General features: G+C 70.4%; 24 protein-coding genes. 17 read left to right on the forward strand and 7 right to left on the reverse strand.

Annotation, left to right across the window (positions count from 1 at the left end; translation table 11 throughout):
• Window positions 1–179 precede the first annotated feature (179 nt).
• On the forward strand, window positions 180–1124 hold the full coding sequence (locus J1C47_RS06085) for a DMT family transporter (protein ID WP_207350045.1): 945 nt from the start codon (window positions 180–182) through the stop codon (window positions 1122–1124).
• A gap of 27 nt (window positions 1125–1151) precedes the next feature.
• Here J1C47_RS06085 and hslV read toward each other — a convergent pair whose 3' ends face one another.
• Entirely contained in the window at window positions 1152–1718 is a 567-nt protein-coding gene (gene hslV / locus J1C47_RS06090) for an ATP-dependent protease subunit HslV (protein ID WP_207349853.1), read from the reverse strand.
• Window positions 1719–1932: 214 nt separating this feature from the next.
• On the opposite strand from hslV, the gene hisB reads away from it, so the two are divergent.
• The 6 genes from hisB to J1C47_RS06120 all read left to right on the forward strand — a co-directional run bounded on the left by hisB (window position 1933) and on the right by J1C47_RS06120 (window position 6875).
• Window positions 1933–2541, forward strand: coding sequence for an imidazoleglycerol-phosphate dehydratase HisB (hisB, locus tag J1C47_RS06095; protein ID WP_207349854.1), 609 nt, complete (start codon window positions 1933–1935; stop codon window positions 2539–2541).
• Between the two features lie 22 nt (window positions 2542–2563).
• Window positions 2564–3295, forward strand: a complete 732-nt coding sequence (locus J1C47_RS06100) for a DUF2628 domain-containing protein (RefSeq protein ID WP_207349855.1) — start codon at window positions 2564–2566, stop codon at window positions 3293–3295.
• 2 nt (window positions 3296–3297) lie between these two features.
• On the forward strand, window positions 3298–3951 hold the full coding sequence (hisH, locus tag J1C47_RS06105; RefSeq protein ID WP_207349856.1) for an imidazole glycerol phosphate synthase subunit HisH: 654 nt from the start codon (window positions 3298–3300) through the stop codon (window positions 3949–3951).
• Window positions 3952–4099: 148 nt separating this feature from the next.
• A complete protein-coding gene (locus tag J1C47_RS06110) occupies window positions 4100–4585 on the forward strand; it encodes a CYTH domain-containing protein (RefSeq protein WP_207349857.1) in 486 nt (161 codons plus the stop codon).
• A gap of 3 nt (window positions 4586–4588) precedes the next feature.
• Window positions 4589–5608 (forward strand): CHAD domain-containing protein, encoded by a 1020-nt coding sequence (locus J1C47_RS06115; protein ID WP_207349858.1) that lies wholly within the window; start codon window positions 4589–4591, stop codon window positions 5606–5608.
• A gap of 43 nt (window positions 5609–5651) precedes the next feature.
• The gene (locus tag J1C47_RS06120) at window positions 5652–6875 is read left to right on the forward strand and encodes an MFS transporter (RefSeq protein ID WP_207349859.1); all 1224 of its coding nucleotides are present in this window, start codon (window positions 5652–5654) and stop codon (window positions 6873–6875) included.
• A 55-nt stretch (window positions 6876–6930) separates the two neighbouring features.
• Here the strand turns inward: J1C47_RS06120 and J1C47_RS06125 are convergent, their stop codons facing one another.
• A complete protein-coding gene (locus J1C47_RS06125; protein WP_245396391.1) occupies window positions 6931–8553 on the reverse strand; it encodes a GMC family oxidoreductase in 1623 nt (540 codons plus the stop codon).
• A 436-nt stretch (window positions 8554–8989) separates the two neighbouring features.
• Between J1C47_RS06125 and J1C47_RS06130 the strand changes: the two genes are divergently transcribed.
• Window positions 8990–9535 (forward strand): retropepsin-like aspartic protease family protein, encoded by a 546-nt coding sequence (locus J1C47_RS06130; RefSeq protein WP_207349861.1) that lies wholly within the window; start codon window positions 8990–8992, stop codon window positions 9533–9535.
• Between the two features lie 103 nt (window positions 9536–9638).
• Here J1C47_RS06130 and J1C47_RS06135 read toward each other — a convergent pair whose 3' ends face one another.
• Entirely contained in the window at window positions 9639–9860 is a 222-nt protein-coding gene (locus J1C47_RS06135; protein WP_207349862.1) for a SlyX family protein, read from the reverse strand.
• Window positions 9857–10315 (reverse strand): acyl-CoA thioesterase, encoded by a 459-nt coding sequence (locus tag J1C47_RS06140; protein ID WP_342591940.1) that lies wholly within the window; start codon window positions 10313–10315, stop codon window positions 9857–9859. The genes J1C47_RS06135 and J1C47_RS06140 overlap by 4 nt, the downstream gene beginning before the upstream one ends.
• Window positions 10316–10458: 143 nt before the next feature.
• Here J1C47_RS06140 and J1C47_RS06145 point away from each other — a divergent pair, with 143 nt between their 5' ends.
• The 8 genes from J1C47_RS06145 to deoA all read left to right on the forward strand — a co-directional run bounded on the left by J1C47_RS06145 (window position 10459) and on the right by deoA (window position 18829).
• Window positions 10459–11991, forward strand: coding sequence for an ABC transporter ATP-binding protein (locus J1C47_RS06145; protein ID WP_207349863.1), 1533 nt, complete (start codon window positions 10459–10461; stop codon window positions 11989–11991).
• Window positions 11988–12413, forward strand: a complete 426-nt coding sequence (locus tag J1C47_RS06150) for a VOC family protein (protein ID WP_207349864.1) — start codon at window positions 11988–11990, stop codon at window positions 12411–12413. The genes J1C47_RS06145 and J1C47_RS06150 overlap by 4 nt, the downstream gene beginning before the upstream one ends.
• 655 nt (window positions 12414–13068) lie before the next feature.
• Window positions 13069–14211 carry an ABC transporter permease gene (locus J1C47_RS06155; RefSeq protein ID WP_207349865.1) on the forward strand — a complete coding sequence of 381 codons (1143 nt, stop codon included), beginning with the start codon at window positions 13069–13071 and terminating at the stop codon, window positions 14209–14211.
• Window positions 14211–15179 carry an ABC transporter permease gene (locus J1C47_RS06160; protein WP_207349866.1) on the forward strand — a complete coding sequence of 323 codons (969 nt, stop codon included), beginning with the start codon at window positions 14211–14213 and terminating at the stop codon, window positions 15177–15179. Before J1C47_RS06155 ends, J1C47_RS06160 begins: the two co-directional genes overlap by 1 nt.
• A 5-nt stretch (window positions 15180–15184) precedes the next feature.
• The gene (locus tag J1C47_RS06165; protein ID WP_342591946.1) at window positions 15185–15595 is read left to right on the forward strand and encodes a cytidine deaminase; all 411 of its coding nucleotides are present in this window, start codon (window positions 15185–15187) and stop codon (window positions 15593–15595) included.
• Window positions 15592–16398, forward strand: a complete 807-nt coding sequence (locus tag J1C47_RS06170; RefSeq protein WP_207349868.1) for a purine-nucleoside phosphorylase — start codon at window positions 15592–15594, stop codon at window positions 16396–16398. The genes J1C47_RS06165 and J1C47_RS06170 overlap by 4 nt, the downstream gene beginning before the upstream one ends.
• Window positions 16391–17170: a deoxyribose-phosphate aldolase gene (deoC, locus tag J1C47_RS06175; RefSeq protein WP_245396392.1), complete on the forward strand. Its 780-nt coding sequence runs from the start codon at window positions 16391–16393 to the stop codon at window positions 17168–17170. Before J1C47_RS06170 ends, deoC begins: the two co-directional genes overlap by 8 nt.
• A gap of 342 nt (window positions 17171–17512) precedes the next feature.
• Complete coding sequence (gene deoA, locus J1C47_RS06180) at window positions 17513–18829, forward strand: thymidine phosphorylase (protein WP_207349869.1); 1317 nt, start codon at window positions 17513–17515, stop codon at window positions 18827–18829.
• Window positions 18830–18835: 6 nt separating this feature from the next.
• On the opposite strand, the gene J1C47_RS06185 is transcribed toward deoA, so the two are convergent.
• Window positions 18836–20866, reverse strand: coding sequence for a thioredoxin domain-containing protein (locus tag J1C47_RS06185; protein ID WP_207349870.1), 2031 nt, complete (start codon window positions 20864–20866; stop codon window positions 18836–18838).
• 298 nt (window positions 20867–21164) lie between these two features.
• On the opposite strand from J1C47_RS06185, the gene J1C47_RS06190 reads away from it, so the two are divergent.
• Window positions 21165–21806, forward strand: coding sequence for a LysE family translocator (locus J1C47_RS06190; RefSeq protein ID WP_207349871.1), 642 nt, complete (start codon window positions 21165–21167; stop codon window positions 21804–21806).
• 91 nt (window positions 21807–21897) lie between these two features.
• On the opposite strand, the gene acs is transcribed toward J1C47_RS06190, so the two are convergent.
• Both acs and J1C47_RS06200 read right to left on the reverse strand, forming a co-directional pair.
• Window positions 21898–23847, reverse strand: a complete 1950-nt coding sequence (gene acs, locus J1C47_RS06195; RefSeq protein WP_207349872.1) for an acetate--CoA ligase — start codon at window positions 23845–23847, stop codon at window positions 21898–21900.
• Window positions 23848–23981: 134 nt separating this feature from the next.
• Window positions 23982–24380 carry a DUF1761 domain-containing protein gene (locus J1C47_RS06200; RefSeq protein ID WP_207349873.1) on the reverse strand — a complete coding sequence of 133 codons (399 nt, stop codon included), beginning with the start codon at window positions 24378–24380 and terminating at the stop codon, window positions 23982–23984.
• Window positions 24381–24433 lie beyond the last annotated feature (53 nt).

A 24433-nucleotide genomic window follows, 5' to 3' on the forward strand; every position in this document is an offset into this window, starting at 1 on the left:
GCGGAACAACCCGGAAATCGGGTCGCCTCCCCCGCCGCCCGCAGCTAGCCTCCCGCCCGCAAATGCGATGGGAGCGAGGCATGGCCGGCAATTCGACCCCCGAAACGATCGACCCCGGAACCGCTTCGGCCGGCGGCGCCGGGCCCGGGCCCGCCGCGCCGACGGCACCGGGCGGCCCGATGGGCGGCCGCGACTGGGCCCTCCTGATCGCCCTGTCGCTGTTGTGGGGCGGATCGTTCTTCTTCGTCGAGATCGCGGTGAAGGACCTGCCGGTGCTGACCATCGTCGCGCTGCGGGTGTCGCTCGCCGCCCTCGTCCTTCTCGCGGTGCTCCGGCTCCTCGGCATCGCCTTCCCGATGCGGCCGGGGGTGCTCCTCGCGTTCCTCGGCATGGGCGTCTTGAACAACGCCGTGCCGTTTCTGCTCTTCGTCTGGAGCCAGACCCAGATAGCCTCGGGCCTCGCGGCGATCCTCAACGCCACGACGCCGCTCTTCGGCGTCGTCGTCGCCGGCCTCCTGACGAAGGACGAGCCCTTCACCCGCCATCGCGCCGCCGGCGTCGTGCTCGGCTTTTGCGGGGTGGTGGTGCTGATCGGCCCGGCGGCGGCGCTGCGGCCCGGCTCCGCCACGCTCGCCGAGCTCGCCTGCCTCGGCGCCGCGCTCTCCTACGCCTTTGCCGGCGTCTTCGGGCGGCGCTTCCGGCGGATGGGCATCTCGCCGCTGGCGACCGCGACCGGCCAGGTTTCGGCCTCCTCGCTGATCCTTCTGCCCGCCGCCCTCGTCGCGGACCGGCCGTGGACGCTTCCGATGCCGGCCGGCACCACCGCCGCGGCGATCCTCGGCATCGCCGTCCTCTCCACCGCGCTCGCCTATATCCTGTATTTCAGGCTGCTGGCTTCCGCCGGAGCGACGAACCTTCTGCTCGTCACCTTCCTCATCCCGGTCAGCGCGATCCTGCTCGGCGTCCTGTTCCTCGGCGAGGTCCTGCTGCCGCAGCATGTCGCCGGCATGGCGCTGATCGGCCTCGGCCTTGCGGCGATCGACGGCCGCGCCCTTCGCCGGATCGCCGGCTTCGGCGACCGCTCCCGCCGCGGCGCGGGCCGGGAAGAGGCCGAGCGGCCCTGATCTGCCGCTACGATCCCCGCCGCGGCGTCAGGCCGCCTCGTCGAGGCTCTCCACCACGACGTTGTCGTTGGTGTAGATGCAGATCTCGGCGGCGATCTTCATCGCCTTTCTGGCGATCTCTTCCGCCGAGAGCCCGGTGTCGGCGAGCGCCCGCGCGGCCGCCAGCGCATAATTGCCGCCGGAGCCGATCGCCATCAGGCCGTGTTCCGGCTCGAGCACGTCGCCGGTCCCGGTGAGGGTGAGGGTCACCGACCGGTCGGCGACGATCATCATCGCTTCGAGACGCCGCAGATACCGGTCGGTACGCCAGTCCTTGGCGAGTTCGACGCAGGCCCGCATCAGCTGGTCCGGATACTGCTCGAGCTTGCCCTCCAGCCGTTCCAGGAGGGTGAAGGCGTCGGCGGTCGCCCCGGCGAAGCCGGCGATCACCTGGCCGTTCTTGCCGATGCGGCGCACCTTGCGGGCATTGCCCTTGATCATCGTGTTGCCGAGCGAGACCTGGCCGTCGCCGGCGATCACCACCTTGCCGCCCTTCCTGACGGTGACGATGGTGGTGCCGTAGATCTTGTCCGGATCGTGCCGTTCGAAATTCATGGAGACTTCCCTTCATCGGCCGCCCGATCCACTCGGCGTCGACGCCTGCAGGCGGCCCGTTCGCGAGACCATGTGGGCGCGCTGCGCCGGCATTTAAAGCGAGCGCCGCCGCCGCCCGAAGCTTTCGGCGACGCTTTTGCGACAGGCGGCTTTCCTGATGCGGCGAACCGGCGTAGAAGGCCCTGAACCACCATCCGTGTTCAGGGGCAGGAACATGGCTCACACCGCAGGGCGGCGCGACGCCGTGGTCGAACGCGCGACCAAGGAAACCAGGGTCAAGGCAAAGGTCGATCTCGACGGCAGCGGCCGGGCGAGCGTCTCGACCGGCGTCGGCTTCTTCGACCACATGCTCGAACAGCTGGCGCGCCATTCGCTGATCGACATGGAGATCGCCACCGAGGGCGACACCCATATCGACGACCACCACACGGTCGAGGACACCGGCATCGCGCTCGGCCAGGCGATCCGCCAGGCGCTCGGCGAGCGGCGCGGCATCCGCCGCTACGCCTCGCTCGATCTCGCCATGGACGAATGCCTGACGCGGGCCGCGATCGACGTTTCCGGCCGGCCCTTCCTGGTATTCAGGGCCGAGTTCTCGCGGGCCAAGATCGGCACCTTCGACACCGAGCTGGTGCGCGAGTTCTTCCAAGCGCTTTCCCAGAACGCCGGCCTGACGCTGCATGTCGAAAATCTCTACGGCGCCAACGCCCATCACGTCGCCGAGACCTGCTTCAAGGCGGTGGCGCGGGTGCTCGGCCAGGCGATCGAGATCGATCCGCGCCAGGCCGATCTCGTTCCCTCGACCAAGGGAATGCTGGCATGACGGTCACACGGGCGGGCGACGCATGAGCCGGTACCTCGTCTTCGAACCGGCAGGGGCGACCGGCCCCAGCGAGGCCGCGGTGTTCCTGCGCGACCGCTTCTCGCTGCCCGCCTTCCTGTTCACCTTCCTCTGGATGTTCCGCTACGGCCTGTGGCTGTCGGGGCTGGTGACGATCGGCCTTCTCTTCGCCGCCAACGCGCTCGGCTCGCTGCCGGGCTTTGCCTGGAGCGGCACGCTCATCACCTTCCTCGTCGGCCTGCTGATCGGCCTCGAGGGAACCAGCCTCAGGGCGGCGAAGCTGCGGCGCAAGGGCTGGCGCGACGTCGCCGCCTTCGAGGCGGAGACGACCGACGAGGCCGAGCTGATCTATTATCACGACACGCCGCCCGCCGCCTTCGACCCCGAACCGCCGCGCGGCGCGCTGGCGATGGCAGGCAGAGACAGGCCGACGCCGGAGACCCATGCGCGGATCGAGCGCCGCGCCATCGGCTTCGTCGACGCCGGACCCGCGCGGGACACCGCCGGCGAGGCCCGCCCCGACGATGACGGCGCGGACGGCGAAGGCGAGCGCCCGCAGCCGCTCGCCCGCAGCTGGCGTGACGCGCCCGGATCGGGCGAGACGCAGGCGCGGCGGCTCGAGGACGAGCTCGAACGCGCCGTCAGGGTCGAAGGCTGGGCGGAGCGCTGGGACAGGCCCGGCGTCGAGATCGCCAGGCTCTCCGGCAGTCGCCGCCGGCCGGTGGGGCGGCTGTGAGAGTGGCCGAGGTCGCGATCATCGACTACGGCTCCGGCAATCTCCGCTCGGCGACCAAGGCCGTGGAGCGGGCCGCGCGCGAGGGCGGCGTCGCCGCGACGGTGTCGCTCACCGACGATCCGGAGGTGGTGCGCCGCGCCGACCGGGTGATCCTGCCGGGCGTCGGCGCCTTCGCCGACTGCCGGGCCGGGCTCGACGCCGTGCCCGGCATGGTCGAGGCGCTGCGCGAGGCTGTCGAGACCCGTGGGCGGCCGTTCCTCGGCATCTGCGTCGGCATGCAGCTCATGGCCTCGCGGGGGCGCGAGAAGACCGTCACCGAGGGCTTCGGCTGGATCCCCGGCGAGGTCGTGCGGATCGCGCCCGCCGATCCGGCGCTGAAGGTGCCGCAGATCGGCTGGAACACCATCGAGGCGCGCCGCGAGCATCCGCTCCTTGCCGGCATCGCGACCGGGCAGGACGGCCTCCACGCCTATTTCGTGCACTCCTACCACCTCGCCGCGGAAGATCCCGACACGGTCGTCGCCGTCGCCGACTACGGCGGTCCGGTGACGGCGATGGTGGCGCGGGAGAATTTCGCCGGCACGCAGTTCCATCCGGAAAAGAGCCAGACGCTCGGGCTCAGGCTCCTGTCGAACTTCATCGCCTGGCGGCCCTGAGGCGGCGGCACGCCGTCGGTTGACGGAATTCGACGGCCGGTTTCCGCGGGACGGGCGTCCCGCCCGGATGACGCAAACGAAAGTCCGCCGGCAAGCCGGCGCAAAGGGCGGGGCGACGCGGCCGCCAAGGCCGCGGCAGGGGCGATCGATGGGCCGGGAAATCGAACGGAAGTTTCTGGTGACGGGCGACGGCTGGCGCGGCCTCGCGACGGCGGCCGCGCGCTACGAGCAGTTCTATCTCTTTGCCGGTGCGGACCGCTCCTTGCGGGTGCGGATCGCCGACGGCCGGTCGGCGCGGCTGACGTTGAAGACCGGCCGCGGGTTGAGTCGCGGCGAGTTCGAATACGACATCCCGCTCGACGACGCCGAGGCGCTGCGCGAGACCGCGCTCGGCGCCGTCGTCGCCAAGACCCGCCATTTCGTCCCGTCCGGTGGGCACACGATCGAGGTCGATGTCTACGAGGGCGCCCTTGCCGGGCTGGTGACCGCCGAGATCGAGCTCGAGGACGAGGCCGAGCGCTTCGATCGCCCGGATTTTCTCGGCCGCGAGGTCACCGATGAGCCGGCTTATCTCAATCAGACCCTCGCCCTCGCCGGCCTGCCGGTTGAAGCGGGCGAACCGGAAGGGCGATAGGACTTGGCCTACGAGATCCGTCCCGCCCGCCCCCTCGACGCGGAGATCCGCAAGGTCGCGCTCGCCCAGATCGAACGCGCGCTCGCCGATCTGAGGCCGGGGGAGGATGCGGGCGACGCGGCGCTGCATGCCGGGATTCACGAGGCTCGCAAGCGCTTCAAGAAGCTGCGCGGCCTCGCCCGGCTGCTCGAACCGGCCGACCGCGGCTTCTACGAGGCGCTCAACGGCGGCTTCCGCGACGCGGCGCGCGGTCTTTCGGCGGTACGCGACAAGGCCGCGCTGATCGAGGCGCTGGACGATCTTTCCGCAAGCTTTGCCGAGACCGTGGCGGCCGACGCGCTGGCCTCTGTGCGGGAAAGGCTTGTCGCCGAGCGCGACGCCGCGGCTGCCGGCGCGGCCGGGTCCGGTCCCCGGCCCGGGACCGGGTCCGGGCTCGGCGGCGAAGTCGGGCGCGCCATCGCGGCGCTGGAGGTGGCCCGCCCGCGGGTCGAAGCCTTCCAGATCGGCGGCGGCAGGGCAGATCCGAAGAAGGCGGCGCGCCTCCTCGCAAGCGGCGCGGCGCGGACCTACAACCGGGCCCGGAAGGCCCTGCGCCGGGCGGAAAGGACCCGCGAGGCCGAGGATTTCCACGAGCTGCGCAAGCGCGTGAAATATCACTGGATGCACCTTCGGCTCGTCGCCCCCGCCTGGCCGGAAGGGTTGCGGCCGGCCGAGGATCTCGCCAAGGCGATCGCCGACGATCTCGGCCGCGACCACGACCTCTCCGTCCTGCGCGGCGAGGTGCGGGCCGATCCCGAAGCCTTCGGCAGCGAAGACACGCTGGCGCTGCTTCTCGCCCTCCTCGACCGCCGGCAGAGCGAACTGCGCGAAAAAAGCCTCGGCGCCGCCCGCCGGCTGCTGGTCGACGGGCGCAAGGCGTTCGAGCGGCGCGTCGACCGTCTGTATCGCCAGACGGCGCGAGAGGCCGCACCGCCGGACGGCATGCCGGCCGAGACGCCCGCCGCCGAAGGCCGCGTTGCCTGAACCAAGCCCCGCCATCTCGAGCCCTCCCGTCGCGGACCATGCCATGACGCTCGCCCTGCCCGTCGCCCTCGACCGTTTTCCGCCCGCCCGGCGGGCCGTCGCCCTCGCCTTCTTCGTCAACGGATTCGGCATCGGCAGCTGGGCGCCGGAGATCCCGGTGCTGGCGGCGCGGCTGGAGATCTCCGCCCAGACGATCGGCCTCCTCATCGTCTTCTTCGGCCTCGGCGGCGTCTCCGCGATGCCGCTGGTCGCCCGGGCGATCGGCAGGGTCGGCTCGCGCCCGCCGCTGCTCCTGACGCATCTTCTCGCCGGCTTCGCCTTTCCGCTCCTCGTCCTCGCGCCGCAACTCGCTTGGGCTTTTGCCGCGATCTTCGTCTTCGGCGCGATGTTCGGCGGCATGGACGCGGCGATGAACGCCAACGCGATCAGCCTCGAACGCCACATGGACCGGGCGATCATGTCGTCGAGCCACGGCTTCTGGTCGGTCGGCGGCTTCGTCGGGGCCGGCCTCGGCGGCCCGGTGATCGCGGGCTTCGGGCCCGAGGTCCACGCCGGCCTCGTCTTCGCCGTCATCCTCGTCTGCTTCGCTCTCGTCTGGCGGATGGCCCGCGACGACCGCGGGATCGCGTCGCGCCGCGACGTGTCTCCGGATGCGGCCGGGGCCGCGGCCCGGCCGGCCGCCGGCCCCGCTCCCGCTGCCGCCGGCCTCCTTGCCGCCGTCGCGATCGGCCTTTTCGCGCTGGTCGCGATGCTGCCCGAAGGCGCGGCGATCGACTGGAGCGCGCTCTATCTTCGCGAAGAGCTTGACGCCGGCACGGCGGCCTCGGGCTTCGGGCTCGCCGCCTTCTCGGCGATGATGGCGGTGTTCCGCTTCCTCGGCGACGGCATCCGCAACCGCCTCGGCGCGGTGCGGACCGTCCGGCTCTTCGCCTTCGTCGCCGCCTCGGGCCTCGTCGTCGCCGGCCTCGCCCCGCATGTCGCCGTCGCCGTTGCCGGCTTCGCGCTCACCGGCGTCGGCCTCGCCAACATCGTGCCGATCGCCTTTTCGGCTGCCGGCAACGTCGAGGGCCTGCCAGACGGCACCGGCATCTCGATCGCCACGGCGATCGGCTACTGCGGCGGCCTGATGGCGCCCTCGATCGTCGGTTTCCTCGCCGACCATGTCGGCCTTGCCAACGTCTATCTCGGCATGGCGGCGCTCGTCGCCGTGATCCTCGCGCTTTCGGGCATGATGGCCGGGGCGGACCGGGCGGACGCCGGCGACTGACCCGCCCGCCGGCGCCGGCCGGCCGGCCGCCCGCCCGCCCGCCGATCTGTCGACGTCAGCCGCGGCGCCGCGCGTCCTCGCGGATCATCTCGGCGCCCTTGTCGGCGATCATGATCGTCGGGGAATTGGTGTTGCCGGAGGTGATCGCCGGCATCGCCGAGGCGTCGATCACCCTGAGGCCGTCGATGCCGCGCACCTTCAGCCTTTCGTCGAGGACCGCCATCCGGTCGTCCTTCGACCCCATCTTGGCGGTGCCGACGGGATGGAAGATCGTCGTGCCGAGGTCGCCGGCCGCCACCAGCATCTCCGCGTCGGAGGAAACGTGGGCGCCGGGCTTGTATTCCTCCGGCCGGTAGGGCGCGAGCGGGGCCTGGGAAACGATGCGGCGCGCCCATTTCAACGAATCCACCGCGACGCGCCGGTCTTCCTCGGTCGACAGATAGTTCGGCCGGATGTCCGGCCTGTCCTCGGGCAGCGGGCCGGTGAGGTGGATCGAGCCGCGGCTGGTGGGCCTCAGGTTGCAGACGCTGGCGGTGAAGGCGGCGAAGCGGTGCAGGCCGTGGCCCCAGTCGTCGAGCGACAGCGGCTGGAAGTGGAATTCCAGGTTGGCGGTGGCGTATTCCGGCGAGGACTTGACGAAGGCGCCGACCTGGCTCGGCGCCATGGTCAGCGGCCCTTTCCTGAACAGCGCGTAGTTGACCCCCATCATCGCCCGCGAGACGAGGTTCCAGTATTCGGTGTTCAGCGTCTTGATGCCGGTGACCCTGTAGATCGGCCGGATCTGCAGGTGGTCCTGCAGGTTCTCGCCGACCCCCGGCAGATGCGCGACGACGTCGATGCCGTGCGCGCGCAGGCGCTCGCCGTCGCCGATGCCGGAGCGCTCGAGGATCAGCGGCGAGCCGACCGAGCCGGCCGAGAGCACCGCCTCGCCGCGCACCAGGGCCCGCCGGGTCGCGCCGTCCTTGCGGTAGACGACGGCGCTGACCCGCCCGTCCCGCGTCTCGACCCGGTCGATCGCAACGCCGGTCTCGACCTTCAGATTCTGCCGCGCCATGGCCGGCTTCAAAAAGCCGCGCGCGGCGCTCCAGCGCCGGCCGTTCTTCTGGTTGACCTGGAAATAGGAGGAACCGGTGTTGTCGCCGGTGTTGAAGTCGGGGATCTTCGGCACCCCGGCGGCCGCCGCCGCGTCGCGGATGCGGTCGAGGATGTCCCATTTCACCCGCGGATGCTCGACCCGCCATTCGCCGCCGGTGCCGTGGAAGGCGCTCGCCCCCTCGGCATGGTCCTCGACCCGCTTGAACACCGGCAAGACGTCGTCCCAACCCCAGCCGGCAAGGCCGAGCTGGCGCCAGTGGTCGTAGTCCGCCGCCTGGCCGCGCATGTAGATCATCGCGTTGATCGCCGAGGAGCCGCCGAGCGTCTTGCCGCGCGGATAGGCCAGCGAACGGCCGTTGAGGCCCTTCTCCTCGGCGGTGCGGAACATCCAGTCGGCGCGGGGATTGCCGATGGCGAAGAGATAGCCGACGGGGATGTGGAACCAGATCCAGTCGTCCTTGCCGCCGCCCTCGAGCAGCAACACGCGCGTGCCGGGATCGGCGGAGAGCCGGTTGGCGAGAACGCAGCCGGCCGAGCCCGCCCCCGCGACGACGTAATCGAAGGTTTCAGCGCTTTCGGCCAATCGTTCCTCCCCCAGCTGCTGCCCACGTCCATAGCCCTGGCGGGATGGGAAGGCAAAGCCAGCGGCGTCACCGAAGGCGATCGCTCGAACGAGGTGCCGGGCAGGGTGATTGGCCTGATCTCCCGCCTTGCGGGAGAGATGCCGGCAGGCAGAGGGGCGGTATCGCCGAGCTGAAGTTTTCCAGGATGGCGCTCGACCCCTTGTTTGCCACCCGTCTTCGCCGCAGGGGGAGAGAGCGGGGCGTCGCCGATGGCATTCGCCTTCAAGCGATGGCCCTTGAGTGCCGCCGACGGCATGGCTGGAAATCATGCGCCGTCGGAATCCGGTTCGCGCCCCGCCCGACCCGGCGCATTCTCTTCGCCGCCTTTACCCCGCCGCAACCCCTCGCATGCGAGGCTTGCCGCCGGTTTTCCGGCAAGGGACGGATCGCGCGACGATGCACAATCACCTGATCCTCCTCGCGATCGCCTCGGTGGCGGCGCTGGCCGCCCCCTCGCTGTTCGAGCGCTACCAGGCGGAGATCATGTCGACGCGGCCCGAAAGCCTCGACGCCGGGCCGCCGCTGGTCGAGGCCGCGGTGCCTGCGCCCGCCGCGCCCGTCGCCGCCGGATCGCGCGAGACGCGCATTCCGGGCGACGGCGCCGGCCATTTCCGCACCGAGGCGGTGATGAACGGGCGCAGCGTCCCGATCATCGTCGATACCGGCGCGAGCACCGTCGCCCTCGACGAGGACACCGCCCGCATGCTCGGCATCCGGCTCGCCGCCGGCGACTTCGTCTACGAGGTCCGCACCGCCAACGGCGTCGCCCGCGCCGCAAGGGCCGAGATCGGCGAGGTCGTCGTCGGCCAAGTCTCGCTGCGCCATGTCGAGGCGACGGTGATCCGCGACGTCGCTTTGCCGCAGGCGCTGCTCGGCATGAGCTTCCTCGGGCGGCTGAACGGCTATTCGGTCGAGAACGGCGCGCTGACGCTGAAGGAATAGCCCGCCGCCACCGGGCGGCTACCGGGCCGCCTGGGGCGGACGGGGCACGAAGATTTCGGGCGAGCGGGCGCGCCGGCGTCCTGCCTCGTCCGCTTCACCGTGATCAGTAGTGCGGCGGCTTCGTCGCCTCGGGCTTCGGCAGCGCGAATTCCTCCACGGCGCCGAGCCTTTCGCCCAGCGCCTGGGTCAGCTGCTGCAGGCGTTCGATCATCCTGAAGGCGCGCGTCAGTTCCTCGGACAATTCGTCGATGGTGCGCGCCTGGTGCGACACCATCACCTCGAGGTCCTCGATCCGCGCCGCGGGTCCCTCGGCCGGCTCGCTCATAGCAGTATCTCCTCGAATTTCTTCCGCCGCTCCGGCCCGATCGCCACCGGCCGCCGCGTCGTGCGGTCGACGTTCACGTGGACGAAGAAGCCCTCGGCCGCCGCCGTCTCCTCCCCGCCGGCAAACAGGGCGATCTCGTAGCGCACGGAGGACCGGCCGAGCCGGCCGATGCCGATCCCGGCGGCGATCTCGTCCGGAAAGGCGAGTTCGCCATGGTAGCGGCATCCGGTCTCGACCACGAGTCCGATCTCGCTTCCGTGTCTGAGGTCGAGCAGCCCCGTCTCGATCAGCCATCCGTTCACCGCCGTGTCGAACAGCGAATAATGGACGACGTTGTTCATGTGGCCGTAGATGTCGTTGTCCGACCAGCGCGTCGCAAGACGGCGGATCAGCGGAAAGGCCGAGCGCCTGGCGGGCGGCGACCGCCGCGTCGTGTCGTTGCCGTCCCCCGTCACCTGGCTCCCCCTCGCCTGCCGCCGGCCGCGCCTCTCGGCCGGTGCCTGCCGCCCTCGCCCGAACCGGCGGGTCGATTGCCTCTGGCCTTCCCGACTGTCGCTGATTACTCTGCCCGAAACAACGACGGAAGTCCCGACAGCCTATGGCCGAACCGGCGATCGAACTGATCGGCATCGACAAGAGTTTCGGTGCCGTTCGAGCCAACAGGAACATCCATCTCACCGTGGAGCGCGGCACGATCCACGGCATCGTCGGCGAGAACGGCGCCGGCAAATCGACGCTCATGTCGATCATCTACGGCTTCTACCAGGCCGACCGCGGCGAGATCCGTGTCGCCGGCAGGCCTGCCGCGATCACCGATCCGAACGCCGCCATCGCCGCCGGCATCGGCATGGTGCACCAGCATTTCATGCTCGTCCACAACCTGACCGTGGTCGAGAACGTCATGCTCGGGGCGGAGCGCTCGCCGCTGCTCGACAAGGGCATCGCCACCGTGAGGGCCGAGCTGAAGCGGCTGGAGACCGACCACGGGCTGGAGGTCGATCCCGACGCCGTCATCGAGGAACTGCCGGTCGGGCTGCAGCAGCGCGTCGAGATCCTGAAGGCGCTCTATCGCGGCGCCGACATCCTCATCCTCGACGAGCCGACCGGCGTCCTGACGCCGTCGGAGGCCGACCATCTCTTCCGGGTCCTGAAGCAGCTGCGCGACGAGGGCAAGACGATCGTCCTCATTACCCACAAGCTGCGCGAGATCATGGCGATCACCGACACCGTCTCGGTGATGCGCCAGGGCGAGATGGTGGCGACGCGAAAGACCGCCGAGACCTCGGTCGCCGAACTCGCCGAGCTGATGGTCGGCCGGCGGGTGCTGCTCACCGTCGACAAGCGGCCGGCGGCGCCGGGCGCGCCGCTGCTGTCGGTCGAAAAGCTCTCGGTGAAGGATTCCCGCGGCGTCACCATGGTCGACGACGTGTCGTTCTCGGTGCGCGCCGGCGAGATCGTCGGCATCGCCGGGGTCGCCGGCAACGGCCAGAGCGAGCTGCTCGAGGCGCTGTCCGGCATCCGCCGGGCGCTGCGCGGCAAGGTCGCGATGAACGGGCGGGCCATCGATCCGACGCGCGAGGCCGATCCGGCCGAAATCCGCCGCATCGGCTGCGCCCACGTGCCGGAAGACCGCCATCACATGGGCCTCGTCCTGCCCTTCGAGGAGAACGAAAACGCCATCCTCGGCTATCAGGACGATCCGCGCTTCCAGAAGGGGCCTCTCCTCGATCTCGCGGCGATGCGCGGCGACGCGCGCGACAAGATCGCCGCCTACGACATCCGCCCGGCCGACTGCCGGCTGAAGACCGCCAACTTCTCCGGCGGCAACCAGCAGAAGATCGTGCTGGCGCGGGAGATGGAGCGCGACCCCGACGTCCTCCTCATCGGCCAGCCGACGCGCGGCGTCGACGTCGGGGCGATCGAGTTCATCCACAAGCGCATCGTCGAGATGCGCGACGCCGGCAAGGCGATCCTCCTCGTCTCCGTCGAGCTCGACGAGATCCGGGCGCTGTCCGATCGCATCTTGGTGATGTTCGCCGGCAGGATCGTCGGCGAACGCGGCCCCGACGCGTCCGAGAGCGAACTCGGCCTGCTGATGGCCGGCGTCGACGGAAAGGAAGCCGCCGAATGACCCCCGCCCGCATCACCCTCGTCACCCTCGGCGTTGCCGACGTCGCGCGGTCGGTCGCCTTCTACGAGGCGCTCGGCTGGCGGAAATCGCCGCAAAGCGTCGCGACCACCGCCTTCATGAGCGGCGAAGGCATCGTCCTGTCGCTCTGGGACCGCGCCGAGATGATGGCCGACGGCAGCGAGGGCGAGCTTGCCGCCGGCTCCGGCTCGGTGGCGCTGGCGGTGAACTTCGACAGCCCCGAGGCGGTCGACGGCTTCTACGCCCGCGCGGTCGAAGCCGGCGCGAGGGCGGTCAAGCCGCCGCAAAAGGTCTTCTGGGGCGGCTATTCCGGCAATTTCCGCGATCCGGACGGCCATCTCTGGGAGGTCGCGCACAATCCCTTCTGGCAGTTGGACGAAGCCGGCCGGGTCGACCTGACATGAGCGTCTTGGCGGTTACACACGGGCCCCGGCACCGCTCACCACCGAACGTTCGGCGCGCCTTGAGAGCAAGAGCGGAAGCGCCCACCCCGACGCCTCGTCATTCTCGGGCCCCGTCCCGAGAATCCAGGGGCGGCTGCCGCAGCATCAGCCACTTCGCCGTCCGGCAAAGAACAGGCGTGGCGTCTTACGATCTCTGGATTCTCGGGACGGGGCCCGAGAATGACGAAGCTTCGTCGCTCGCGGCTGCCCGTCACCGTCGCGCCCCCTTGGCATCTCTGCGCCGGCGAAGCGTCATTGATATGAGGCGGGGTTGCCGGAATGAGTCGGGCGACGAAGGCAGGCCGCGCCCTTGGCACCCCCCTCTGGGCTGCCGCCCATCTCCCCCACAAGGGGGGAGATCACGCGGCGTCGATTACTCCGCCTCCTTTTTTTCAGCTGTGCTAGGGCGTAACCGCGGCCTCTCACCGGATTTCCAGGGAGCGTGTACCGCCCGCGCGGGATCGATCTCCCCCCTTGTGGGGGAGATGTCCGGCAGGACAGAGGGGGGTGCGGCCGTAGGCCTCGGCCATCGCACGAGCCGGCACCGTGGCGCCCCGACCCGCGGACCGTCCTGCACTGCCCAACGCATCACTTCCACCCGAAAGCCGACCCGCCGATGAGCCGTCCCTACGCCAAACTCCCGGCCTGGATCGACTACGGGCTGATCCCGCTCATAAATCTCGTCGTCGCCTTCCTCGTCGCCGGGCTGGTCGTGCTGCTCGTCGGCGAAAGCCCGCTGGAAGCCGCGGCGCTGATGCTGCGCGGCGCGTTCGGCTATGCGGAAGGCTTCGGCTTCACCCTCTATTATGCGACGAACTTCATCTTCACCGGCCTCGCCGTCGCCGTCGCCTTCCACGGCGGCCTGTTCAACATCGGCGGCGAAGGCCAGGCCTATGTCGGCGGCCTCGGCGTCGCGGCCGTCGCCCTGTCGCTCGGGGCGATCCTTCCCTGGTGGCTGAACCTGCCGCTCGCCATCGCGCTCTCCTTCGCCTTCGGCGCGCTCTGGGCCTTCGTCCCGGCCTATCTCCAGGCAAAGCGCGGCAGCCACATCGTCATCACGACGATCATGTTCAACTTCATCGCCGCCTCGCTGATGGTCTACCTTCTCGTCGGCGTCCTCAAGCCGGCCGGCTCGATGGCGCCGGAGACCCGCACCTTCGACGCCGGCGGGCAGCTGCCGAAGCTGAAGGGCCTGTTCGAGCTCTTCGGCTTCAATCTCGGCGGCGCGCCGCTCAACGTCTCGATCTTCGTCGCGCTTGTCGCGGCGGTCTTCGTCTATGTCCTGATCTGGCGCACGCGGCTCGGCTACGAGATCCGCACCCTCGGCTTCTCGCCGCGCGCCGCCCGCTATGCCGGCATGTCGGAGACCCGGCTGATCGTCGTCACCATGATGATCTCCGGCGGCCTTGCCGGCATGATGGCGCTGAACGCCATCATGGGCGACCAGTACCGCCTCGCCATCGACTTTCCGCAAGGGGCCGGCTTCGTCGGCATCGCCGTCGCGCTGATGGGCCGCGGCCATCCGGCCGGCATCGTGCCGGCGGCGATCCTCTTCGGCATGCTCTATCAGGGCGGGGCGGAGCTCGCCTTCGACATGCCGGCGATCTCGCGCGACATGATCGTCATCATCCAGGGCCTCGTCATCCTCTTCGCCGGGGCGCTGGAAAACATGTTCCGGCCGGGCATCGGCGCGGCCTATCAGCGGGTCCGCTTCCGCACCGAGGAGCCGGCCGGCGCCAATGTCGGGGAGGCGCGGTGATGGACCTCTCCTCGCTCCTCGACATCGTCGATTCGACCATCCGCCTGTCGACGCCGCTGATCTTCGCGGCGCTCGCCGGGCTCTATTCCGAACGCTCCGGCATCTTCGACATCTCGCTGGAAGGCAAGATGCTGATCGCCGCCTTCGCCTCGGCCTCGGCGGCCGCCGTCTGGGGCTCGGTGGTCCTCGGCCTCTGCGTCGGCATCCTCGCCTCCGTCGCCTTCTCGCTGATCCACGGCGTCGCCTCGATCACCTATCGCGGCAACCAGATCGTCTCCGGCGTCGCGATCAACTTCATCGCGGCGGGACTGACGATCATTCTCGGACAGAGCTGGTTCGGCCAGGGCGGCCGCACGCCGAGCCTCTTCGGCGGCGGCCGCTTCACCGCGGTCGACCTGCCCTTCGCCGAGGCGGTGCGCGACGTCCCGGTGCTCGGCCCGATCTATTCCGGCGTCCTCTCCGGCCAGACGCCGCTCGTCTACGTCGCCTTCCTGATGGTGCCGCTCACGTGGTGGGTGCTCTACAGGACGCGCTTCGGCCTGAGGCTCAGGGCGGTCGGCGAAAACCCCGCGGCGGTCGACACCGCCGGCATCTCGGTGACCTTCCTGCGCTACCGGGCGGTGATCATCTGCGGCGTCCTCACTGGCTTTGCCGGCGCCTATCTTTCGACCGGACAGGCGGCGGGCTTCACCCGCGACATGACCGCCGGCAAGGGCTACATCGCCCTCGCCGCCCTGATCTTCGCCAACTGGAAGCCGGTGCCGGTGATGTTCGCCTGCCTGCTCTTCGGCTTCCTCGATGCCGTGTCGATCCGCGTCCAGGGGGTCGAGCTGCCGCTGGTCGGGCAGGTCTCGGTGCAGTTCGTCCAGGCGCTGCCCTACATTCTCACCGTCGTCCTGCTCGCCGGCTTCGTCGGCAAGGCGACCCCGCCCAAGGCCGGCGGCGTGCCCTATGTGAAGGAGCGGTGATGGCCGTGACCGATCGTCTCTTCGAAGCCGCCAGTGCCGCGATGGCAAAAGCCCATGCGCCCTATTCGCGCTTTCCCGTCGGCGCGGCGATCCTCGCCGCGGACGGCACGGTCCATTCCGGCTGCAACATCGAGGTCGTCAGCTTTCCGGAAGGCTGGTGCGCCGAGACCAGCGCCATCGCCCACATGGTCATGGCCGGCGGCAGCCGGCAGATCGCCGAGGTCGCGGTGGTCGCCGAAAAGCTCGTCGCCTGCTCGCCCTGCGGCGGCTGCCGCCAGCGGCTCGCCGAGTTCTCCGGCCCCGGCACCAGGGTGCATCTCTGCGACGCCGCGACGGGCGTCGTCGAGACCGTGACCATGGGCGAACTGCTGCCGCACTCTTTCGCGACGGATGCGCTCGGCGAGGCGAAGGGATGAGCCCGGCAGCAGAGCTTCTGCGGCAGAGCCTCGGCGGCGGAACGCCGGTCGCGGCGATGGTCCTCGGCTCGGGCCTCGGCGATCTGGCGGCGCAGCTTGAGGTCGACGCCCGCATTCCCTTTGCCGCGATCCCCGGCTTTTCGGCGAGCGCGGTCTCCGGCCATGCCGGCGAGGTGATCCTCGGCCGGCTCGGCGGGCGCCCGGTTCTCGTCGTCTCCGGCCGCGTCCACTATTACGAGAGCGGCGATCCGGGCGCGATGCGCCCGGTGATCGCGGCGATCGCCGAGCTCGGCATCGCCAGTCTGCTCCTGACCAATTCCGCCGGCTCGGTGCGCGACGACATGGCGCCGGGGTCGGTGATGGCGGTCGCCGACCACATCGCCCTTTCCGGCATGAACCCGCTGATCGGTGAGGCTTCCGATGCCCGCTTCGTCGGCATGACCGCGGCCTATGACGCCGATCTTCGGGCCGGCATGGCGGCGGCGGCGGAGCGCCTCGGCGAGCCGCTCGCCGCGGGGGTCTACATGTGGTTTTCCGGCCCTTCCTTCGAGACGCCGGCAGAGATCCGCATGGCCCGTCTCCTCGGCGCCGATGCGGTCGGCATGTCGACCGTGCCCGAGACGATCCTCGCCCGGTTCTTCGGCCTGAGGGTGGTCGCCGCCTCGGTGATCACCAATTTCGGGGCGGGAATGACCGGTGCCGAACTCTCCCACGCGGAGACCAAGGAAATGGCGCCGAAGGGCGGTGCGCGGCTGTCGCGCATCGTCGAGGCGATGCTCCGGGAGGGCGTGTTCGATGACTGAGGAGCCGGCGATGGCGGGCGGCACGGCGGCGCGGCGGGCGAAGGCGCTGATCGCCCGGCTCGATCTGACGAACCTTGCCGAGGACTGCAGCGAGGCCGACGTCGCGGCGCTCTGCGACAGGGCAGAGACGCCCGCGGGGCCGGTTGCGGCGATCTGCATCTGGCCGGAATTCGTCGCCTTCGCCCGGCGCGAGCTCTCGGCCCGCATCAAGGTCGCGACGGTGGTCAACTTTCCGATGGGCGGCGCCGACGTCGACGCGACGCTCGCCGAGACGCGGCAGGCGGTCGCCGACGGCGCCGACGAGATCGATCTCGTCGTCGCCTACGACCGGGTCGAGAGCGATCCGGGTTTCGTCGAGGCGCAGGTGCGCACCATCAAGGCGCATTGCGGCCACGCGAAACTGAAGACCATCCTGGAGACCGGCCGGCTCTTCGACGAGGCCGCGATCCGCACCGCCTGCCACGCCGCGATCGCCGGCGGCGCCGACTTCCTCAAGACCTCGACGGGCAAGGTTGAGGTCAACGCGACGCCGGCCTCCGCCCGCATGCTGCTCGAGGAAATCGCCAAGGCCGGCGGCACCGTCGGCTGCAAGCCGGCCGGCGGCATCAGGACATTCGAGGACGCCGACGGCTACATGCGCCTCGCCGAGACCATCTGCGGCAGCGACTATCCGTCCCCCGACCGCTTCCGGCTGGGGGCCTCGGGCGTCCTCGCCGACCTTCTGGCCGTCGCCGCAGGCACCGAGCGGCCGGGCGGCAAGGCGGGGTATTGAGGGGATGGGTTCGGCGCGGCGTGTCTCGATGATCGACGGTAGCGCGCGGCGGTTACCCCCCTCTGCCCTGCCGGGCATCTCCCCCTCAAGGGGGGAGATCGATCTCGCGCAAACGCTTTCGCCTCCTCTCGACCGGAGGAAGCTGCAACCACGACGGATGAAAGGGCGCAAGCCGGGAAGCTTCCGATCTCCCCCCTTGAGGGGGAGATGTCCGGCAGGACAGAGGGGGGTCCGAAGTCGCCACCATCCGCCGAGCTCGTCACGGCGAACGGCAGGACGCAGGGAGGTCTGCCGGGGCACCAACCGGCTCAGTTCCCCGAAGCCGCCGCGGGCGCATCGCTGATGCTCCCCCAGGAGATCATCGCGGCAAAGCGCGACGGCCGGACGCTTTCGGAGGAAGAGATCGAGGCCTTCGTCGCCGGTTTTTCGAACGACACCATCTCCGACGCCCAGATCGCCGCCTTCGCCATGGCGGTGATCTTCCGCGGCCTGACGCGGGCCGAGACCGTCGCGCTGACCGGGGCGATGCGCGATTCCGGCGAGGTGATGCAGTGGCCGGATCTCGGCCGGCCGGTCGTCGACAAGCACTCGACCGGCGGCATCGGCGACAACGTCTCGCTGATGCTGGCGCCGATCCTTGCCGCCTGCGGGGCGGCGGTGCCGATGATCTCCGGCCGCGGCCTCGGCCACACCGGCGGCACCCTCGACAAGCTGGAATCGATCCCCGGCTACACAATCGTGCCCGATGGCCCGACCTTCCGGCGGACGGTCGGGGACGCCGGCTGCGCGATCGTCGGCCAGACGGCGCGGCTCGCCCCGGCCGACGGGCGGTTCTACCGGGTGCGCGACGTGACGGCGACGGTGGAATCGGTGCCGCTGATCGTCGCCTCGATCCTGTCGAAGAAGCTCGCCGAAGGGCTCGACGCCCTCGTCCTCGACGTCAAGACCGGCTCCGGCGCCTTCATGGCCGGGGAGGCGGCGGCCCGCGACCTTGCCGAAAACCTCGTCGGCGTCGCCGAGGGCGCCGGGCTGAAGACCGCCGCGCTGATCACCCGCATGGATCAGGCGCTGGCGTCCGCGGCGGGGAACGCCGTCGAGGTCGCGAACGCCGTCGCCTTCCTCACCGGCGTTCGCCGCGACCATCGGCTGGAAAAGGTGACGCTGGCGCTCGCCGGAGAGGCGCTGGCGCTGTCGGGGCTCGCCGCGGACACGGCCGCCGGCGAGGCGATGGCGCGGCGGGCGCTGGAGGGCGGCGCCGCCACCGAGCGCTTCGCCAAGATGGTCACGAGCCTTGGCGGTCCGGCCGATTTCGTCGAGCGGATGGATGCGCATCTTCCCCACGCCCCGCTCCTTCGCCCCGTCACCGTCGATGCGGCCGGCACGGTCGCCGCCGTCGACGCGAAGGCCCTCGGGCTGGCGGTGGTCGAACTCGGCGGCGGCCGGCGGCTGCCGGAGGATGCGATCGACCACGCGGTCGGGTTGACGGGTCTTGCCGAAATCGGCTGCGCTCGTGCGCCCGGCGAGCCGCTGGCGATGGTCCATGCCCGCGACGAGGCGGGCTTCGAGCGCGCCGCCCGGCGCGTCCGCGCCGCCTACCGGCTGGCGGACGGGGGCGTTAGGCCCGCAGCGCCGGTCATCGGCCGGATCGTCGGCTCCTGAGGTTTTTCACCCGCCGCGGCGCAGGAGGTCGAGAAGCGCCTCCGGCTCGTACACCGGTGCGCGGCAGACCCTTCCCTCGCAGAGAAACGCCGCCGGCAGCCGGGCCGGTTCGGTCGCGGCGATCGACAGCTCGGCCGGCAGCACGTTCGGCGAAGCGGCGAAGAAGTCGAGCCGGTCGAGATCGACGCTGGCGATCGCCGCCGCGCGCAGGGCCTCGAAGGCAGGGTCGCCGGCCGTGCCGAACACCGCGAGTTCCGCCCCGCGCTGCAGCCGGCGGGCCGCGGCGACGATCCCCGGATGGCCGGCGGCGCGATCGCCGATCCGCGCGGCGGCCCGCTCTGCCGCCCGCTCCGCCGCCTCGGTGGCGGCGATCCGTCCGCTCGCCTGGCCGAAGCTCGCCAGGCCCTCGACGACCAGCGAGGTGGCGCTCGGCACCGCCTCGTCCTGGTCGCCGCGCAGGCGAAAGAGCACGTCGGCGGAATCGACTGCGTTCAGCGTGTGGCCGCCCTCGCCGTCGCCGTGCCAGCGTTCCAGCTCGTCGGCCAGCCACTGGCCGCGGTCGAGATGGGCCGGCTTGTCCGTCGCGGCGAAGAGCGCGGCCGCCGCCGAAAGCAGCGCACCGAAATCCGAGGCGAGGGCGAGGCCCGCGGTCCGCCCGTCGCGGGCGGCATGCCGCAGCCGGCCGTCCGTCACCATCTGCGTCAGGACGAAGTCGAAGGCCTTCTCGGCCATGGCGAGCGCCCGGTAGTCGCCGAAGGCATGGTGGACGTCGCAGAGCGCCCGGATCGCAAGGCCGTTCCAGTCGGCGAGCACCTTGTCGTCGCGGCCGGGGCGGGCCCGGTCTTCCCGCGCCGCGAGGAGCGTCGCCTTCTCGGCGGCAAAATCCCCGTCGTCGCTGCGGGCGCCCGGATGCAGGCGATGGAGGATCGACCTGCCCTCCCAGTTGCCGGCTGCGGTCACGTCGTAGGCGCGCTTGAACGCCGGTGCCGCCGGGCCGAGCAGGGCGTCGACCTCCGTCTCGCGCCAGACGTAGAAGGCGCCTTCCTCCGGATGGCCGTCGGCGTCGAGGCTGTCGGCATCGAGCGAGGCGGAAAAGCCGCCGCCGTCGAGCCGCATCTCGCGTTCGAGCCAGCCGACCGTCTCGTCGACCCGCCGGCGGTAGAGGTCGTCGCCCGTCGCCCGGAACGCCCAGGTCAGGTGCCGCAGGAACTGGGCGTTGTCGTAGAGCATCTTCTCGAAATGCGGCACCAGCCAGCGCTCGTCGGTGGAATAGCGGTGCAGCCCGCCGCCGAGATGGTCGTAGATGCCGCCGGAGGAGAGCGCCTGCGTGGTCCGCAGGAAGCCGCCGAGCCGGGCCTCGTCGCCGGTCTCGAAGGCCGAGCGGGCGACGATCTCCATGAAGGGCGCGTTGGGAAATTTCGGCGCGCCCTTCATGCCGCCGCGCGCCGGATCGAGCATCGAAGCGATGCGGCCGGCCGCGGCGGCAAGGTCGAGGGGCTCGAGCCCGGCCGCCGCTCCGGCCGGGGCCGCCTCGCCCACCGCGTTCCGGATGTGGTCGGCGATGGTTCCGGCGCTCGTCTCGATCTCGTCCCGCCGCTCCGCCCAGGCCCGGGCGATCGCCTCCATCACCTGCACGAAGCCCGGCCGGCCGTAGCGCGGCGCCTTGGGGAAATAGGTCCCGCCGAAGAACGGCCGCCCCTCCGGCGTCAGGAACATGGTCATCGGCCAGCCGCCCTGTTCGCCGAGGGCGTGCAGCGCCGTCATGTAGAGGTGGTCGACGTCCGGCCGCTCCTCGCGGTCGACCTTCACGTTGACGAACAGCCGGTTCATCACCGCCGCGACGTCCGCGTCCTCGAAGCTCTCATGGGCCATCACGTGGCACCAGTGGCAGGCGGCATAGCCGACCGACAGGAGGATCGGGCAGTCGCGGGCCTTCGCCTCGGCGAGCGCGGCGGGAGACCACTCCCGCCAGTCGACGGGATTGTCCCTGTGCTGCAGGAGATAGGGGCTGACGGCATCGCCGAGCTGGTTGCTCATCTTCCGCTCCGGCCTGGATCTTCTTTCCGGGGCTCGCGCCGCTCGCGCCCGCGACGCGGCGGTGGCCCCGCCGAAACCGCAGCTAGGGCGCAGGGCCGCAAACGGAAATCGGCCCCTTCCGGCCGCCGGCGGGCGAACACCGCTCGCCGCCCCTCAAGTGGGAGCCGCCGCGCCGCCGCGCAGAGACCCGCGCGATGCCGCCGACCCTGCGGATTTCGGGCTGCGCGGGGCCGCCGCTTCGGCTATGGAAGCGACGGCGGCGACTGGCGCCACCGTTTGTCGGAATATCGAGACGGCCATGCATGCGATCACGCCCTATCTCGCCTATGCCGCGGCGCTCGGCATCGCCGCCTTCATTCCGGGGCCGGGAGTGGCGGGCCTCGTCGGCCAGTCGCTCGGCAACGGCCTGCGCGCGGCGCTGTTCTTCCTCGCCGGCATCGCTCTCGGCGACCTCACCTATCTGACCGTCGCGGTGGCGGGCCTCGCGGCGCTGGCGGAGATCTTCGCCGAGGCGCTCATCGTCGTGAAGATCCTCGGCGGGGCCTATCTGGTCTATCTCGGCGTCGTCTTCTGGAGGCACCGGGGCGGGCTCGCCGACCTTCGGGCGGCGAAGACGCGCAGCGCCTCGCGGGCCTTCCTCGCCGGCTACACCATCACCCTCGGCAATCCGAAGACCATCGTCTTCTATCTCGCCCTGCTGCCGACGGTGCTCGACCTTCACGCCGTCACCTTGGGCCAATGGATGCTGCTCGCGCCGCTGACGGTCCTCGTCCTCTTCGCGGTCCTCTCCCCTTACGCCTTCGTCGCGGCCCGGGCCCGCAGCCTGATGACCCGGCCCGCGGCGCTGCGCCGGCTGAACCGCGTCGCCGCAGGCATCATCGGCGGCGCCGGCGCGCTGATCCTCGGCGAGGCCGCGGTGGCCGCGGCCCGCCGGGTCTGACGCCGGCCCGCTCGTCGGGGCGGCGGCCGCCTTGCGGCGCCGCCCGCTTCGATGCCTGCGTCGATGGCCGATTCGACGGCCGGGGAGCGCCTCAGCCCTTCTTGTTCTGCCGGTTGTCGATCAGGTCGTCGACGACGGCCGGGTCGGCGAGCGTCGAGGTGTCGCCGAGCGAGCCGAAGTCGTCCTCGGCGATCTTTCTGAGGATCCGCCGCATGATCTTGCCGGAGCGGGTCTTCGGCAGGCCCGGCGCGAACTGGATCTTGTCGGGCGAGGCGATCGGCCCGATCTCGTTGCGGACATGGGCGACGAGCTCCTTGCGCAACTCGTCGGAGCCCTCCTCGCCCTCCATGAGGGTGACGTAGCAGTAGATGCCCTGGCCCTTCATGTCGTGCGGATAGCCGACCACCGCCGCTTCCGAGACCTTCGGATGCGAGACCAGCGCCGACTCCACCTCCGCCGTGCCCATGCGGTGGCCCGACACGTTGATGACGTCGTCGACGCGGCCGGTGATCCACCAGTAGCCGTCGTCATCGCGCTTGGCGCCGTCGCCGGTGAAGTACTTGTTCTGGCAGGTCGAGAAATAGGTCTGCTCGAAGCGCTCGTGGTCGCCGTAGACGGTGCGCATCTGGCCCGGCCAGGAATCGGTGATGCAGAGATTGCCCTCGGTCGCACCCTCCAGCACCCCGCCCTCGTTGTCGACGAGCTGAGGCTTGACGCCGAAAAAGGGGCGCGTCGCCGAGCCGGGCTTGAGAGCCGTGGCGCCGGGCAGCGGCGTGATCAGGATGCCGCCGGTCTCGGTCTGCCACCAGGTGTCGACGATCGGGCAGCGCTCCTCGCCGACAACCTTGTAATACCAGTTCCAGGCCTCCGGATTGATCGGTTCGCCGACCGAACCCAGAACCTTCAGCGTTTCACGTGAAGCCCGCGTGACCTTGTCGTCGCCGGCGCCCATCAGCGCGCGGATCGCCGTCGGCGCGGTGTAGAAGATGTTGACCTTGTGCTTGTCGACGACCTCCCACATGCGGCCGGCGTCCGGATAGTTCGGCACGCCCTCGAACATCAGCGTCGTCGCGCCGTTGGCGAGCGGGCCGTAGACGATGTAGCTGTGGCCGGTCACCCAGCCGACGTCGGCGGTGCACCAGTAGACGTCGCCCTCGTGCCAGTCGAAGACGTATTCGTGGGTCATCGAGGCATAGACGAGATAGCCGCCCGAGGTGTGGACGACGCCCTTCGGCTTGCCGGTCGAGCCCGAGGTGTAGAGGATGAACAGCGGGTCCTCGGCGTTCATCTCCTCCGGCGCGCACGCGGCCGGAACGGCGGCCTTCGCCTCGTGCCACCAGACGTCGCGGCCGTCCTGAAAGGCGACCTCGCCGCCGGTGCGCCGGACGACGAGGACGGTCTCGACGGTCTGGCCGGCTTTCTTGGCGATGTCGCAGGCCTTGTCGGCGTTCTTCTTCAGCGGCACCTTGCGGCCGCCGCGCAGCCCCTCGTCGGCGGTGATGAGGACGCTCGACTGCGCGCCTTCCAGCCGCCCGGCCAGCGCGTCCGGCGAGAAGCCGCCGAACACCACGGAATGGATCGCGCCGATGCGCGCCGAGGCCAGCATCGCATAGGCCGCCTCGGGGATCATCGGCATATAGATTGTGACGCGGTCGCCCTTCTTCACGCCGCGCTCCTTGAGGACGTTCGCCATGCGGCAGACCTCCTCGGACAGCTCGCGATAGGTGATCGCCCGCGAATCCTTCGGATCGTCCCCCTCCCAGAGGATCGCCACCTGATCGCCGCGCTTGTCGAGATGCCGGTCGATGCAGTTGGCCGAAACGTTCAGCGTCCCGTCCTCGAACCAGCGGATGTCGACGTTGCCGGGCGCGAAGGAGGTGTTCTTGACCCGGCCGTACGGCCTGATCCAGTCGATGCGCCGGCCGTGCTCCTTCCAGAAGCCCTCCGGATCGGACACGCTCTTCTCGTACCAGGCGAGATAGGTGTCGTTGTCGATCTTGGCGCGGTTCTTCCACTCGTCCTTGACGGCGATGGTGGTCATCGTTTCCTCCCGGTCCCTGCACGTGCCGACTTCGCGGCAATCTCCTCCGGCGGGACCTTAGGGCGAGATCGCGGCAAAGGTCTAGGTGACGCGGCGTTAGACTTTCGCCGCGGCGGGACTGACGCCGCGCCGCCTCAGCCGGAAAGGCCGATCACCACCGCCATGATGACGAAGACGCCGAGCCAGTGGCCGGCATTGACCAGGGTCAGCTTGCGCGGCCGCGCTTCGAAGGAGTGGTCGACGACCATCGTCGCGAGGACGAAGCCCGCCCAGACGAGGAGGGCGTTGACGAAGGCGTTGGCGAGGGTGATGCCGCCGATATGGGCGGTGAGGCCGGAGAGCATCTCGGCGACGACGAAATAGGCGATGAAGACGACGACGAGCGGGGCGAGCTTCAGCGCCGGCCTGGCGGCATAGCCCGGCGCCGTCATCCAGCGCCTTTCGAACGTTCTATGCCAGAAGAAGCCGAAGCCGAAGGCGAGGACGGCGGCGATGAGGCAGGGGATCGGATTGGCCGCGGCGGCGAGGTTCATGGAAAGGTCCTGACGAGGGTTGGCGAGAAAGGCTGCGGGCGCCGTTCAAAGCG

It is taken from the genome of Jiella sonneratiae (genome assembly GCF_017353515.1).
GTDB lineage: Bacteria > Pseudomonadota > Alphaproteobacteria > Rhizobiales > Rhizobiaceae > Jiella > Jiella sonneratiae.